Origin of the sequence: Paraclostridium sordellii (assembly GCF_000953675.1) — a bacterium.
Classification (GTDB): Bacteria; Bacillota; Clostridia; order Peptostreptococcales; family Peptostreptococcaceae; genus Paraclostridium; species Paraclostridium sordellii.
Map to the genome: position 1 here is coordinate 1,007,925 of NZ_LN679998.1, position 14,852 is coordinate 1,022,776.

General features: G+C 25.4%; 15 protein-coding genes. 11 read left to right on the top strand and 4 right to left on the bottom strand.

All coding sequences use genetic code 11. From position 1 onward, the window contains the following. Positions 1 to 15 precede the first annotated feature (15 nt). From ATCC9714_RS04915 to ATCC9714_RS04925, 3 genes are all read right to left on the bottom strand, one after another. Positions 16 to 282 carry a hypothetical protein gene (locus ATCC9714_RS04915; RefSeq protein WP_054629140.1) on the bottom strand — a complete coding sequence of 89 codons (267 nt, stop codon included), beginning with the start codon at positions 280 to 282 and terminating at the stop codon, positions 16 to 18. Positions 283 to 537: 255 nt separating this feature from the next. Then, entirely contained in the window at positions 538 to 1,812 is a 1,275-nt protein-coding gene (locus ATCC9714_RS04920) for a sensor histidine kinase (RefSeq protein WP_057544620.1), read from the bottom strand. Positions 1,813 to 1,820: 8 nt separating this feature from the next. Then, positions 1,821 to 2,522 carry a LytR/AlgR family response regulator transcription factor gene (locus ATCC9714_RS04925; protein WP_057544621.1) on the bottom strand — a complete coding sequence of 234 codons (702 nt, stop codon included), beginning with the start codon at positions 2,520 to 2,522 and terminating at the stop codon, positions 1,821 to 1,823. A 136-nt stretch (positions 2,523 to 2,658) separates the two neighbouring features. Here ATCC9714_RS04925 and ATCC9714_RS04930 point away from each other — a divergent pair, with 136 nt between their 5' ends. From ATCC9714_RS04930 to ATCC9714_RS04955, 7 genes are all read left to right on the top strand, one after another. After that, positions 2,659 to 3,414 carry an ABC transporter ATP-binding protein gene (locus ATCC9714_RS04930; protein WP_057544622.1) on the top strand — a complete coding sequence of 252 codons (756 nt, stop codon included), beginning with the start codon at positions 2,659 to 2,661 and terminating at the stop codon, positions 3,412 to 3,414. Continuing rightward, complete coding sequence (locus ATCC9714_RS04935; RefSeq protein ID WP_057544623.1) at positions 3,401 to 5,500, top strand: ABC transporter permease; 2,100 nt, start codon at positions 3,401 to 3,403, stop codon at positions 5,498 to 5,500. Before ATCC9714_RS04930 ends, ATCC9714_RS04935 begins: the two co-directional genes overlap by 14 nt. A 122-nt stretch (positions 5,501 to 5,622) precedes the next feature. After that, positions 5,623 to 6,240: an NAD(P)/FAD-dependent oxidoreductase gene (locus tag ATCC9714_RS04940; protein ID WP_330374694.1), complete on the top strand. Its 618-nt coding sequence runs from the start codon at positions 5,623 to 5,625 to the stop codon at positions 6,238 to 6,240. Positions 6,241 to 6,242: 2 nt separating this feature from the next. Continuing rightward, positions 6,243 to 6,458 carry a hypothetical protein gene (locus tag ATCC9714_RS17870; protein WP_334291058.1) on the top strand — a complete coding sequence of 72 codons (216 nt, stop codon included), beginning with the start codon at positions 6,243 to 6,245 and terminating at the stop codon, positions 6,456 to 6,458. Positions 6,459 to 6,591: 133 nt separating this feature from the next. Beyond that, positions 6,592 to 7,218: a TetR/AcrR family transcriptional regulator gene (locus tag ATCC9714_RS04945; RefSeq protein ID WP_021123555.1), complete on the top strand. Its 627-nt coding sequence runs from the start codon at positions 6,592 to 6,594 to the stop codon at positions 7,216 to 7,218. Then, positions 7,218 to 7,916 carry an ABC transporter ATP-binding protein gene (locus ATCC9714_RS04950; protein ID WP_054629147.1) on the top strand — a complete coding sequence of 233 codons (699 nt, stop codon included), beginning with the start codon at positions 7,218 to 7,220 and terminating at the stop codon, positions 7,914 to 7,916. Before ATCC9714_RS04945 ends, ATCC9714_RS04950 begins: the two co-directional genes overlap by 1 nt. Beyond that, complete coding sequence (locus ATCC9714_RS04955) at positions 7,916 to 10,150, top strand: ABC transporter permease (protein WP_057544624.1); 2,235 nt, start codon at positions 7,916 to 7,918, stop codon at positions 10,148 to 10,150. Before ATCC9714_RS04950 ends, ATCC9714_RS04955 begins: the two co-directional genes overlap by 1 nt. A 64-nt stretch (positions 10,151 to 10,214) precedes the next feature. Here the strand turns inward: ATCC9714_RS04955 and ATCC9714_RS04960 are convergent, their stop codons facing one another. Continuing rightward, positions 10,215 to 10,643, bottom strand: a complete 429-nt coding sequence (locus ATCC9714_RS04960) for a MarR family winged helix-turn-helix transcriptional regulator (RefSeq protein ID WP_057544625.1) — start codon at positions 10,641 to 10,643, stop codon at positions 10,215 to 10,217. A gap of 225 nt (positions 10,644 to 10,868) precedes the next feature. On the opposite strand from ATCC9714_RS04960, the gene ATCC9714_RS04965 reads away from it, so the two are divergent. From ATCC9714_RS04965 to ATCC9714_RS04980, 4 genes are all read left to right on the top strand, one after another. After that, positions 10,869 to 12,557, top strand: coding sequence for an FUSC family protein (locus ATCC9714_RS04965; RefSeq protein ID WP_057544626.1), 1,689 nt, complete (start codon positions 10,869 to 10,871; stop codon positions 12,555 to 12,557). 155 nt (positions 12,558 to 12,712) lie between these two features. Continuing rightward, positions 12,713 to 13,390, top strand: a complete 678-nt coding sequence (locus tag ATCC9714_RS04970; RefSeq protein WP_057544627.1) for a hypothetical protein — start codon at positions 12,713 to 12,715, stop codon at positions 13,388 to 13,390. A gap of 9 nt (positions 13,391 to 13,399) precedes the next feature. Continuing rightward, positions 13,400 to 14,215, top strand: a complete 816-nt coding sequence (locus ATCC9714_RS04975) for a polymer-forming cytoskeletal protein (protein WP_021123567.1) — start codon at positions 13,400 to 13,402, stop codon at positions 14,213 to 14,215. Positions 14,216 to 14,224: 9 nt separating this feature from the next. Further along, positions 14,225 to 14,845: a DUF4004 family protein gene (locus tag ATCC9714_RS04980; protein ID WP_055341461.1), complete on the top strand. Its 621-nt coding sequence runs from the start codon at positions 14,225 to 14,227 to the stop codon at positions 14,843 to 14,845. Positions 14,846 to 14,852 lie beyond the last annotated feature (7 nt).

Sequence of the window (14,852 nt, forward strand, 5' to 3'; positions counted from 1 at the left end):
AGGGTATATATGTTTCTATTTAGCAGATTTTTTTATTTTTTTCTTTAATATAATTTCTTCAATTATCCATAACAATAAAGCTATTACCCCTGAAATAACTCCAAACTTTAAGTTAAAGGCACATAGAAAAACTCCAACAAGAATACAAACTTTACCGTTAATAACTCCATTTCTTTGGTCAATAAATTTCATTTCATGAAATTTTTCATAAGCATTAAATCCTAAGCCATACAATATAAAGCCTATACCAACAACAAGTCTTATAATCTCTACTGTATCCATAAAAACATCTCCCATGAAAAAATTATTAAAATTATGATATAAACTAGTAGTCTTACATATATGGTAGTATAAATTTATAGGAAACAAAAGGGAAAACGGGTATCAATTTTGTGACATTTAAAAGTAAATTAGAATGAACAAATTAGAAGGTGGAGTAGAGTATTAATACATTCTTCATAAATTAAAATTATTAAAAAAATAATAAATAAAAATAGCTAGAACTATTGAAATTATCAAAAGTCTAGCTATTTTTCACTAATTAATTTTTATAATTACCAAAATATTAAATTCAAACTCAGAATAATTGATATCAAGAGTTCCACTATATTTATTTACAATTTCAGATACGTTTTCAAGACCAAAGCCATGCATACTTGAATCTGGCTTAGTAGAACTATATTTTCCTTTTTTAAATTTAATAATACCATTGTAATTATTACAAATAGAGAAGCTAAAATAACCTTTATCACAGCGAGCTTTTAAAGATATTTTTCTTTTAGAAATATCATCTAACTTCAAAGAAGCCTCAATTGCATTATCAAGTGTATTTGAAAAAATAGAACAAAGGTCAATATCTTCTAAAGGAAGAATCTCATCTATATCAATATTAAAGAAACAATCAATTTGATTTTTAATTGCTAAATTATACTTTGAATTTATAACTGCATTTACTATACTATTTTTGCAAAACACCCTATTACTTACATTAAATTTATCTGAAAGTTCATTAAAATATTCTTTTGCACCTTCTAAATTATCATACTCTAAAAAAGAATATATTACAGATAAATGGTTATTCATATCGTGATTTAGTTTTCTTACATTTTTTTGATTTTCTTCAAGCTCCCTATAATAGCTATATTCAAGCTTTAGGTTTTGATTTTCAAGTCTATTTTTAACACTTTTAACTATGTATTCAATAAGAAATATCATACTCAAGCTAGTAACTATACATGCAATTGCTATGGGATATGCCTGATGTTCTTTTCCTATTGGTGTATTTATATTTGTTGATATTATAGAGATAAAAGGTGCTAAGCATATAATATCTATCATAATCCATGTTTTTATATCAATATATCTACCTATATTACTTAGCTTGTCTTTAGAAAAATGGTAAATTAAAAACCAAGAAAATGAAATAATACACATTTCTAATGTATGAGCAAAATAATCCATCCATAAAGTTTTACCTAAATACAAATAAACCTTAGCACAAAAGTCATTGGCCATTAAATTTATAGATACTACAATAGGATAAAAAATCATTACAGCAGAAATATTTTTAATATAGCTAGATTTATAAAAAACAACCATTATCAAAATAAAACCAATCATAGTATAGAAAATATTAACCATATCTGAAGTATATATAATTACATTTGGAACAATAAAAGCTCCAAATATAGAAGCAAATTTAGCATATTTATTATCTTTAACTGATGAAAAAGTTACTATAACCTTATAAAAATAGTAGCTTGTTACTATATAAAGTATTAAAGTTGTAAGCTTGTAAATTATATTATACATAAAAGTACCTACCTTAACATTGTCTTTGCAAACTCAATCATAAATGAATTATACCTACCACGGCTTATAGGTAAGATTTCTTTATTTATAACTAAACTACTAGATTCTACTGAAGATACATGATTTATATTAACAAGATAACGTTGATGAATTCTTACGAAAAACGAAGGTAGATTTTTTTCAAGGTTATCTAGTTTATCATAAAAATCTATAGTTTCTGTAAAAGTAACTGCATTTACTTTACGTTTATCGCTAGTAAAATAATAGGTATTACTTAAATTTATTTTTACAGTTTTTGATTTTGATTCCACTATATAGAACTTATCTTGAATTTCATTTAATTCTTCAAGTGCTGAGTCTAAAACTTTACCAATTTTTTCTGATGTATAAGGCTTTAATATATAGTTAAAGGCTTTAACTTCATATCCTTGGAAAACAAAATCAGGATAGGATGTAACAAATATAATTACAGATTTTTTGTTATGTAATCTAATGTTTTTAGCAGTATCTATTCCATTTAGAGCTTTCATTTCTATATCTGAAAATATAATATCATAACTTTCTTTAGTAATTGAATCAATAAGACTTTCCCCACAATCAAACTCATAGATTCTATAATCTAACCCCTTTAAATCTAAATGTATTGATAATATGTTTTTTAGTAAATTAATTTGAGATTTTTCATCATCACATATTGCAATTTTAAGCATAAAAATTATCCCCCCTATTTTTTCATTATAGCATACCAAAAATTACAATATCACTGCAAAAGATTACATTTGGTACAGTTTTTAATTGCACCTTAAAAATATACAATTAACTTATAAAATATTAGGAGGGAACATTATGCTTAAAGTTAACAATTTATATAAAAGTTATAAAACAGGGAATATGAATTATGATGTATTGAAAAATATATCTTTTTACGTGAAAAAGGGAGAGTTTGTAGCCGTTATGGGGCCATCAGGAAGTGGAAAGACTACACTTTTAAACTGTATATCTTGCTTTGTACCTTTTGAAAAGGGAGAAATACTACTTAGTGGAGAAAATATATCAGGATTAAATGAAGAAAGTTTAGCAGATATAAGAAATCAAAAGTTAGGATTTGTTTTTCAAGATTTTATGTTATTAGATGGGTTAAGTGTAGTAGAAAATATTTGCTTACCACAGATTATAGCAGATAAAGATGTTACTAAGATGGAGGTATTAGCAAACAAACTTTGTAACACTTTTGGGATTTCACATATAAAGGATAAATATCCAGCAGAAATATCAGGAGGAGAAAAACAACGTAGCGCTGTTGCAAGAGCTCTTATTAATAAACCATATATTATTTTAGCAGATGAACCAACTGGAAATTTAGATAGTAAATCATGTAGAGCCGTTATAGATTCATTTGTTCAAGCAAAAAAAGAATTAGGCGCAACTGTGTTTATGGTAACTCACGATAGTTTTGCAGCATCATTTTGTGATAGAGTTATAGTTCTTAAAGATGGAGAAGTATATACAGAACTTACTAAAACTACAAGCCGTATTGAGTTTATGGATAAACTCCTAGATACATTGAAAAAACTAGGAGGTGATGATTATGACAATGAATAGTGTTATATCAAAGCTTAGAAAAAACAGTATAAAAAATTATTATATGCTAGCCTTTTGTATAACCTTATCAGTTTTATTAGTTACTTCATATGCATTAATGTTTTTTAGTCCAACAGTTATGAATATTCTACCATCAGGAGGAGATAGTAGAAAGCAAGGTTATATGATATTTTCTATAGCAATTATTGGATGTGCAGTATTTACAACTTATGCATCTTCTTTATTTTTTAAATATAAAAGTCGTGAGTTTGGAATTTTAATGGCACTAGGAGAAAGAAAGTCAAAGCTTAAGAAAGTTTTATTAAAAGAACTTTTATTTATTATACCTATATGTTTAATAGTTGGATTGGTTCTTAGTATTCCCGTTTCTTATATAATATGGAAAGTTTTTCAGATATTTATTATAGATACAAAAGAAATGGCATATCAATTTGGAGCTACAGGACTTATATTTGGAATTGGGTTTTGTATTTTTGTAACAATATGTATATTCATAAATGGTGCTAAGTTTATAAAAAGAAGCAATATTATGGATGTTATTTACGAACAAAGAAAGTCTGAGGTTGTAAAAGATATTAAACCTTGGACTGGTGTAGTTGGGTGGATATTAGTTATAGGTGGGTTGCTTTTAGGATATGGTATCCCTACTCTAGTAATAGAGTTAACAGGATATAATATGCCGTCTATATGGAATGTTGTGTATTTATTATCATTTGTAGGTCTTTATATGGTATTAACTCATGCAATAATCTATAGTAAAAAAGGAAAAAATCCTAAAAAGTATTATAAAAATATTATATCAACAAATATGATGAGATTTTCAGGAAAACAGACAGTTAAAAACATGTGTGTAATAACCTTTTTAATTGCAGGAGGATTATTTGCATCATTTTATGGGCCTACAATTATGTCTGCTGTCTTAGTAGATATAAAAACAAATCCTATAGATTATGCTTTTTATTATAAAGGAAATGAAAATCAAATAAATAAAGAAGAAATATACTCTCTTGCTAAGGATAATAATGTTGATATAACAGATTACTATGAAGTAGATTCTATTTCGCTTATTACAAATGGGTACTATAGAGATTATGATGAAAATAATATGCTTATAAATGAGTATGTAAAAAAAATGCAGTATGATGAGTTTTTTAAAGAAAGTGATTTTAATAAAGTGTCAGGACAAAATATTGATGTTAATAAAGGTGAGTATTATAAAGTTATATCTAATGGAGAGTCTGAAAGTATGTTGTATAAATTTAATGATTTAGATACAATAACTAATACAGTAACAGAAAAATCTGAGAAAATAAAATTCAAGGGAACAGTTTCTTTTAGACCTTTTGTAAAAGAACATCAAGGAAGATATATAATATCAGATGAAGATTATTTAAGACTATCAAAAGGATTACCAAAAGAACAATATGATAAGTTTGTTTTATTTAATGTTATAAATCCTGATGAAACTTATAAATTTGCCAAAGCTTTAAAAGAAGAAATTATAAATAGAAGTTCAAAAGATGTGGCAGTATTAAATCATTTCGATGAGTATGAAAAAATGTTAGCACAAAAAAATGGAGAAGATTATTCTTATGATATTAAGGTAGAACTTTCTCCAGATAATAATCAACTCTTTGATGAGTGGAAGTATTATCCAATATTTAAGCCTTTAGATAAGCAAGATTTATTTAAGAATATGGCTGTATTTTTTATGTTGTTCACTTATATAGCAATAATATGTTTAGCATCAACAGCAATAATAGCTTATACTAGAGCAATAACTATTGGAATAGATAATAAGCAGTTATTTTCAGATATTAAAAAGCTTGGAGCGAATAAAAAATATGTTGAAAAAAATATTAAGAAGCAGTTAGCTAAAATATTTATATATCCAACAGTTATAGGTAGTATTTTTACTTATATGATATATATTACTATATTCATTGGAAATAGTAGAGGTAATATATCACAAGGAGAATTTTTAGTTCTTGGGGTAGGATTATTAATTATTTTATTAGTGATATTATTTATGTTTATAATATATAAGTTTTCTCTTAAAAAAGTTAAAAGAATAGCAAAAATTTAGGTAAGGTTGAAAAGATTAATATATATATATAAAATACTATAAAAATAACAAAATAAGAAATAATATATAAAAATATACGGAATAATAGTTGATATATAATAAGAAAACCTAGGAGGAACATAATGAAAATTCAATATGTACAAGGTAAACCATTATTTACAACTATAAATAAGAATAAAAAACAATATCCATATTTAACAGACGATATAGAAACTGATATATGTATAATAGGTGGTGGAGTTACAGGAGCCATAGCATCTTATTATTTTAGTAAACAAAATATTAAAACGGTTATATTAGAGAAAAAAAGAATAGCACATTTAAGCACAAGTGTAACTACATCTCTTTTACAATATGAACTAGATGATAATTTATCAGATCTTCAAGAATATACAAGATTAGAAAATTCATTAAAAGCTTATAATCTTGGGCTTAGGGCACTTGATGAAATTGAAGAGTTTGTAAATACATATGGGAATAAATGTGACTATAAAAAAAAGGACGCTTTGTTATATACAGCTAAAAACAGTGAAGCAAATAGTATAAAAATAGAGTATGACCTTAGAAAAGAAAATGGATTTGATGTTGAGTATATAGATGAGACTACCAACGAATTTAGTTTTGATTTAAAAGCAGGTATAATAGCAAAAAATGGGGGAGCAGAATTAGACCCATACAAATATACAAATCAACTATTAGAAGTAGCTCTGGGTAATGGTTTAAAGATATTGATAATATAGAAATAGACTTTAAATACTGTGGAACTTTTGCATCAACTCCTGATAATTTAGGATTTGTAGGTCCAGATCATAAGCATAAAAATCTATGGTATTTATTAGGTTATGGAGCTAATGGAATTTTATTTGCCATATTAGGGGCTATGATGCTAACTAAACTATATGAAGGCAGAGAAGATGAAAATATGAAATTGTTTAAAGTAGATAGATTTGATAAATAGTTATAATTTAAAAGTACTCATATCAAAATTGATATGGGTATTTTTTATATAAAAATGTTGACTAAGTCAGTCCTATTCAATAGGATATAAATATGACTAACTTAGTCATAACTATATACAAGGAGGAATAATATTGAATAAGACATTTGAAAATCTAAGCGAAGAAAAGAAATTAAGAATAATAAATTCAGCAATAGAAGAATTTGCAAACAAAGGCTATAAACGTGCAACAGTAGACAATATTGTATCAAAAGCAGGGATTTCAAAAGGCTCTATATTTCAATACTTTAAAAATAAAGAAAGATTATATCTATACATTTGTGATTATCAAATAAAAATAATTACAGATGAAGTATTTAAACAAAAAGAAAATAATGGAAATGACTTTTTTAAACTATACAAACAGGCAGCACGTGTTAAGTTTGAAATACTTAAAAAAAATCCATACATATTTAAATTCTTTAAAACACTATACTCAGATGATTCACAAGTAGCACAAAAATGGCTAGAAAATATACTTAAAAATAAAGATCAATTAGTATTAAACTTTATAGGAGATTATGACAAAAGTAAATTTAGAGATGACATAGACATTGATATGGCAATAAAGACTATAGAACTTACCTTTGATGGACTATCAATGAAGTGGATGGATAAGTTATCCTATGAAAATTATGAGAGCGATTTAAAAAGCTTATTTGAAGAAGTAGAAAATTATATAAACTTTTATAAAAAATTATACTATAAGGGAGAAAACTAATGTTTATTAAAACTAGTAACCTATGTAAGTCATATAAAACTGAGGATGTAGAAACTATAGCATTAAAAAATGCAAATATTTCACTTGATAAAGGGGATATAGGGGTAATACTAGGTCCATCAGGAAGTGGTAAGTCTACCTTAATGAACATTCTTGGGGGATTAGATAGAGGAGATAGTGGTCAGGCAATTGTAGATGGAGTTGACATTTTAAAACTATCAGATGATGAATTAGTAGAATATAGACGCGAGAAAACAGGTTTTATATTTCAATCATATAACCTAATGCCTCATTTAACAGTACTAGAAAATATAGAAATAATAGAAAACATAAGTAAATCACCTCTTGATATTAATGAAGTACTTCAAGCAGTAGGCTTAATAAATAAAGCCAATAGGTTTCCCAAAGAACTATCTGGGGGAGAGCAACAGCGTGTTGCAATTGCCAGAGCTGTAATTAAAAATCCAGCAATACTATTTTGTGATGAATTAACAGGTGCACTAGATTACAATTCGGCAATAGATGTACTTTCTCTTATCCAAGAAATAAATAGAACGTTTAACACTACAATTTTAATAATTACACATAACGCTTCAATAAGTGCTATGGCAAATAAGGTTTATAAATTTAGAAGTGGCGAGGTGAGCGATTTTATCATTAACAACAACCCAGTTGATGCAAGGGAGGTTAAGTGGTAATGAAGCTAAACAAAAGCATACTACGTGTAATGAAAGAAAACATGGGAAAATACTTAGGAATGTTATATATGCTAATACTATCTGTGTTTTTATTTGTTTCACTAAACCTTACAGCTCAAAACTTAAGATATAACAAAGATGAATATGTAACAAAAAATGTTCAAGAAGACTTAGAGTTTTATACTTTAAATAAGATTGATGATATAAGTAAAATAGAAGAAAAATTTAATTTAAAAATGGATGAAACCCTTGTAAAAGATTATAAATATGATGGTAAAACATTAAGATTATTTACGCCAAATGACAAGGTAAATATTACAGCAGTTTTAGAAGGTTCTATGCCTAAAGCTGGAGAAATAGCCCTAGACCCACAGTTTGCTAAAGCAAATAAATTGAGTATTGGGGATAATTATAAGATAGGGGATTCTTCTTATAAAATATCAGGGTTCATTGGTATACCAAATTATGCTTATATCCTTGAAAAAGAAGGAGATATTATAAACAATCCAAAGAAATTTGGGATAGGAATATTAAATGAAGAAGATATTAAAGGAGCTACATATTTATATTCAGTAAAATATAATGATAAAAATAAAAATGTATATGATATGTCAAAACCTTTAAAAAGCTATTTAAATGAAAATGGAGTAAATATAATTGACTGGGTATATGCTAAAAATAATTTAAAAATATCAGTACTAGATATAGAAGTTATGGCAATAAGTACTTATTCAATTGTATTACCTACAGTAATATTATTAATAACAGTTGTATTAATAAGTATTGTTTTAGGAAGAATGATAAAAAATGATATGGCTGGAATTGGTACATTATATGCCTTAGGTTATAGAAAAAAAGAAATAATAAGGCATTACCTAAATTACCCTATAATACTTTCATTAACTGGAGGGGTAGTTGGAGGCGTGATTGGGATTATAGTACAAAAATATATCTTTGATTTATTTCTTACATTTTTCCCAATACCAGTAGAAAAATTATCATATAGCCCTATGTACTTTATATTAGGAATAGTTTTATGTGTATTATTTACTGTTGTAGGGAGCTATATATCTATTAACAAGATATTAAAGGCATCACCAGTATCATTAATGAAAAATGAATTTAAAACTAAAAAAGTAAATATAATTGAAAGAAAAATAAACTTAAAAGGATTTAAATTTAAAACAAAGTTTGCTATAAGAGAACAACTACGTTCAATACCTAGATTAGCATTTTTAGTAATAGGAGTAGCCATAGCTACAATATTTTTAATGTATGGATTTATTGCTAAATGTTCTATGGATTATGCTATAAATCAAGATAATAATATATTTAGCTACAACTATGAGTATATATTAAAACAACCTACAACAGATAAACCTCCTAAAGATTCAGAGGCGATATCAGGAACTAGATTTGCAATTGATAGTACTCTAAAAGATAAGTTTGAGCTAATGGGAGTAAGTGAAAACTCAGATATGGTTAGTTTGAAAAATAAAGATGGAAGCAAAATAAGTATTGATGATGATAAATTTATTATTACTTCTAAGATGGCAAAAGAATATAAATTAGATGTTGGAGATAAACTATCTTTTATTAATATAATGGATGATAAGAAATACTCTTTAACAATTACTGATATTGCTAAAAGTAATACTGGAGATTATGTGTTTACTTCTCTAGATAATTTTAATAAAATGATGGGACTTAAAAAAGGTGAGCATAGTGCAATTATATCAAAATCACCTATTAATATAGATAAAGACTTACTTTACATGACAAACACACCTAGTAATATGAAAGATATGTTAGCAGATTATATGGATTTAATGGAAACCTTTATATATGCAATAGCAGTTGTAGCCTTTATTATAGGAATAATTATCGTATATATAATAGCATCTATAAGTATAGATGAAAATAAAAACAATATAGCTTTAATGAAGGTATTTGGTTATAAGAAAAAAGAAATAAATTCAATGATGTTAAATGGTTCAAGGATTTATGTAGTAATTGGATATATTATAGGTGTTCCTATTGGGTACTTTATAATAGATTTGATATTTAAGATATTTGCTGAACTAGATATAGCATTAGAAGCTAAAATTACATTACCTTATATACTTATAGGTTTTGTTATAATAGCTTTAACTTTTGAAATATCTAAAGCAATATGTTCAAGAAAAATTGAGAAGATAGCTTTAAGTGAAGCTTTAAAAACACAAAAAGAGTAGTAAATAAGCCATGGGGATATTAATCTTCATGGCTATTATTATATATTTAAAATTTATAGGTAATTTATTCTTCAAAATTACTATTAATCTTTTTAAAAATAGTCATGAAAGTTTTCATATCAGAAGAACTAACCTCATTATTAAGTACATTATAAAAATCATTTAAAGTTTGTTTTATAAAATCAGCATATTCATGTCCTTTATCAGTTAAAAATACATTGAAAAACCTTTTATTATTTTCATTTCTAATTCTTTGTATTATTTCTTTTTTCTCTAGTGATTGTGCAATTCTAGTTGCAGCAGCTTTATCAATTGAAAGGTTTCTAATAAGCTCATCTTGAGCTATTCCATCACAGTTAACTACCTCTTTTAAATATGCAAATTCTGATAAAGTTATATCAGAGTTAGAAAGCGACTTATTAACAAAGTTAGCATAGTTTTTTCTAAGTAAAGAAGTGCTTCTTATTAAATTTAAAGTATCAATTATTTCCAAGACAATACCCCCATTTCAAGTCATTAATATTATAAGAATAGTATAGTATAGATTATTAATAGAGTAAAGTTGACTTATCAACTTAAATAAAGTATACTATATCAGTTGATAAGTCAACTAATATGATATATGGATAATAAATTTTTACTAAGATAAAGATATATATAGAAAGAAGGTGAAATTATTAATAAGAAATTTATAGAAGCACTATTAAAAGCACTATATATGATACTCATTCAAATATTTTACATAACAATATTTGGAAGGCACAATATAATCATAGGAATAATTTTAGGATTAGCAGCAGTTGGTTTTATTAAAAGAGATTTTACTGGACAAATATTATATAGAACAATAACCTTTTTAATCATAAATTTATATTTGGCTATTGCAGCATATTTTGCTACCACAAATATATATATAGGACTAGTTATAAACTTTATTACTATATTTATGGTTACATATGTATATATGAATGATTATAAACATCCCACATCATATACATTTTTAATGGCTTACATATTTATGGTGTGTATGAAAATAAATATAGATGAGCTTCCACTTAGATTATTAGCTGTATCTATGGGAGTTATTTTTATTATACTTCCTCAAATAATACTCAATAGAAAGCAATTTGAAAAAAAGTCTACAAATATAATAAAAAATATAGTAAAAGAAATTTTAGAACAGATAGATGATTTAATAGACGGTAAGTATGAAGAAGGAAAATCTATAAAAATAAATCAAAAAATTAGGTCTTTAGTAATATGTATAAATGAAAGAATTAATAATTCTTTCAAAAAAAATAAGCATGAAGTAAACATGTTTAATATAGCTATATGCTTATCAAGATTAAATATAATAATAAATCATATGTCAAAATATAAAATGGATAAAGATAAAAGAGATGAGTATTTAAATAATTTAAAACTACAAATAATTAATATTGATAAGTTTAATGATGGACTTAATAGCTTTGAAATTATAAATAAAAATATTGATGATTTTGCTAATAGATATAAAAAGTTAGGTAAAAAAATAAACTTGGTAGATGAAAGTATTTATGTTTTAAAAATATTTTTAAAGAGAATAAGTGTAAATGAAGAATCTGATAACACAATTTCAAGTAAAATTTATAAAACTGTAAATATGCCAAAGCGATTTAATATGGTTGAATCTATGAAAGAAAACTTTAATATAAAATCCCTAAGATTTAGATATTCAATAAAGTTAGCTATGGCTATATCCATATTAATATTTTTAGGAAATATTATAAATATAGAACATAAAGCATGGGTTATAATCAGTGCTTATATAGTTTTACAACCATACCAAGAAGATGGAGTAGTAAAGGCTAAGAAGAGATTTATAGGAGTAACAAAAGGTGCAATAATATTTTTTATTACTTTTAGTTTAATAAAAGATTATGTACCAGTAATTGTTATACTTTTATTTTCATTTACAGGTTATTTTTATTTTACAGATTATAGTAAAAAAGTAATAATGACTACAATATTATCCTTAAGTTCAATTTCTTTAGTTGAAAATATAGATAAGACATCTTTAAGTAGATTTGCATTTGTAAGTATAGGTATAGGAATAGGTCTTTTATTTAATAATTATTTCCTACCTTATCAAATTGAGGATTCTATAAAAGAACTTAAACATAAGTATAAAAAGAATACAAAAGCTATTTTAAAAGAAATACATCTTATTATGGAAGAGAAACATGATACAGCAAAATTAATGAGTTTATCTATGGATAGAAATAAAATTGAAAATAAGCTTATATTAAACTACAATAAATTAAATAAAAAAGACTTAGAAAAATTTGTTTATGAAGAAAATATGAAAATGAGTGATGAGAAATATACACTATTAAAACATTTTTACAAAAACTCTAACATAAAATAAGCCATGGGATAATTTAAATACTCATGGCTATTATGCTTTAAAAAATTATTATGGTTGTTTTGTTTGACAATGTAACAATGTTTTGATACTATGAATATATTAAATAAAACATTGTTACAATAACTATAAAAGATAGTATTTTGAAAGGAGTAAATATGAATAATAAATTACATTCTATAAGTTTAGATGGAGTAGGAAGTAGTGGTGGCGGAAAGTTTGAAGATATGAATATATCAGGCGTATACTCACTAAAAGGAGATATTATATGTAATAAATTTTATGTATCAGGGGTATTAAAAGATAGTAAAAATATACAGTGTGAAGAATTTAAAGTATCAGGTGTATTAAAAAGTAGTGAATCATTACAAGCAAATGATATAAATGTTTCAGGAGTTGCAACTATTGGGAAAAATATAAAGTCTCAAAAGATTTCAGGAGAAGGTTGCATAAAGGTAAAAGAAGATATTGAAAGTGAAAAGGTAGATTTACAAGGAAATATTATATGTCATGGTCTTATAAACTGTGAAGATTTTTACTTATTTACAGAAGGAGAATCAAAAATCGGTGAAATAGGAGCAACTAATATAGAAATATGTGCTAAAGAAAAATCTATAAATCTATTAAAAATATTTATACCTAAAAGAATTAAAAATAACCACGCATATATTAAAGTAATTGAAGGTGACAATATAAAGTTATCAAACTGTGATGTAGGTATAGTAAGAGGTAAAAATATAGTAATAGGTGAAAACTGTAAAATAGATAAAGTAGAATATAGCGAAAGCATTGATATAAATGAATTATCTAAGGTTGATAATATAAATAAAATATAGGAGGAAAAAATGGAAAGATCAAATATAAAATTGATAGGTGATGGATTCATCTCTGAAGGTGAATATAATAATATAAAGATTGTAGGAGATGGAAAATCTGAAGGGAATATAGTTGCAAATAAAGTGAAAATACTTGGAGATTGCAATTTTGATGGAAATTTAGATTTTGAAAGTTTAAAAGTAACTGGAGATTTTGAGACAAAAGGTGTTTTAAAATGTAAGGATTTTAAAGTGATGGGTAATGTTAGAATAGATGGAGATTTAATTTGTGATAGTATTAAGGTAATGGGTGACTTGGTTGTAAAAGGAAGTTGTAAAATAAATGATTTAGTTGTAACTGGAGAAATGGAGTCTTTTTATAATATGGAGTGTAACAATGTTACAATAAAAGGTTCTCTAAGATGCAAAGAAAGTATAACTGCTAAGCATATAAAATCCTATGGTGATTTAAATGTAGATAAAAATATAGAATCAGAAACTATAACTATATATGGAGAAATTGTTTGTAATGGATTATTAAATGCAGAAGAAGTAATTATAATTCCAAGGGGAAGATGTAAGTGTAGTGAAATTGGAGCAAGTACTATAGAAGTTACAAAAAAACCTAAAGGAATATTTAAGCCTATTACTTTATTTGATAAAATGGGAACTTTAGATTGCAACTTAATTGAAGGAGATCGTATATACTTAGAAAGATCTAATGTAGAAAATATAAGAGGTAGAGAAATTAAGTTGATTAATAAATGTAATGTTGGTAATGTAGAATATAATGACTTACTAGAAGTTTCAGATAATTCTACGGTAGCAAGTAGTAGCAGGGTTTAAGGAGGAATCATGGAAGAAAATTTAATATCTAAAAAAGAATTACTAGAAGTTACTAATATTTCTTATGGACAATTATATAGATGGAAAAGAAAAAAAATTATACCTGAAGAGTGGTTTATAAAAAAATCAAGTTTTACAGGTCAAGAAACTTATCTACCTAAGGATAAGATATTAGAAAGAATAGAGTATATATTATCAATGAAGGATGAAATATCTTTAGATGATATGGCAAATATGTTTGCTAAATCAGATAGTGATAAAAAGTTTGATATAGATATAATTATGGCAAAGAATGCAATATGTGAAAGTACTAAAAATATTTTTGAACAAATTACTAACGTTAAGTATATAGGGAAAAAGGAAATATTAATACTTAGTATAATAGAAAAATACTTGATTAAGTCTGTTATAACTTTAGAAGAATTAAAACAAGTTGTATCAGTTATAAATAATGGCTTTGATGTGTTGTATAATGAAGAGTCTAAAATATTTTTATTTAGAAAATTAGGGATACCTTTTGTAGTAGGGTGTAAGTCATATAAGGATGTTTTCTTTGAAGAAGATATGGTAAAGATTCTTGAAATTGATGTAATAAGAGAAATAAGTGAAATGGGTAGAAAAATAATATAATTTCATT

Excerpts from the sequence above, each read along its gene's own strand:
- ATCC9714_RS04915 (WP_054629140.1), bottom strand. The coding sequence starts at position 282 with ATGGATACAGTAGAGATTATAAGACTTGTTGTTGGTATAGGCTTTATA.
- ATCC9714_RS04920 (WP_057544620.1), bottom strand. The coding sequence starts at position 1,812 with ATGTATAATATAATTTACAAGCTTACAACTTTAATACTTTATATAGTA.
- ATCC9714_RS04925 (WP_057544621.1), bottom strand. The coding sequence starts at position 2,522 with ATGCTTAAAATTGCAATATGTGATGATGAAAAATCTCAAATTAATTTA.
- ATCC9714_RS04930 (WP_057544622.1), top strand. The coding sequence starts at position 2,659 with ATGCTTAAAGTTAACAATTTATATAAAAGTTATAAAACAGGGAATATG.
- ATCC9714_RS04935 (WP_057544623.1), top strand. The coding sequence starts at position 3,401 with ATGACAATGAATAGTGTTATATCAAAGCTTAGAAAAAACAGTATAAAA.
- ATCC9714_RS04940 (WP_330374694.1), top strand. The coding sequence starts at position 5,623 with ATGAAAATTCAATATGTACAAGGTAAACCATTATTTACAACTATAAAT.
- ATCC9714_RS04950 (WP_054629147.1), top strand. The coding sequence starts at position 7,218 with ATGTTTATTAAAACTAGTAACCTATGTAAGTCATATAAAACTGAGGAT.
- ATCC9714_RS04955 (WP_057544624.1), top strand. The coding sequence starts at position 7,916 with ATGAAGCTAAACAAAAGCATACTACGTGTAATGAAAGAAAACATGGGA.
- ATCC9714_RS04965 (WP_057544626.1), top strand. The coding sequence starts at position 10,869 with ATGATACTCATTCAAATATTTTACATAACAATATTTGGAAGGCACAAT.
- ATCC9714_RS04970 (WP_057544627.1), top strand. The coding sequence starts at position 12,713 with ATGAATAATAAATTACATTCTATAAGTTTAGATGGAGTAGGAAGTAGT.
- ATCC9714_RS04975 (WP_021123567.1), top strand. The coding sequence starts at position 13,400 with ATGGAAAGATCAAATATAAAATTGATAGGTGATGGATTCATCTCTGAA.
- ATCC9714_RS04980 (WP_055341461.1), top strand. The coding sequence starts at position 14,225 with ATGGAAGAAAATTTAATATCTAAAAAAGAATTACTAGAAGTTACTAAT.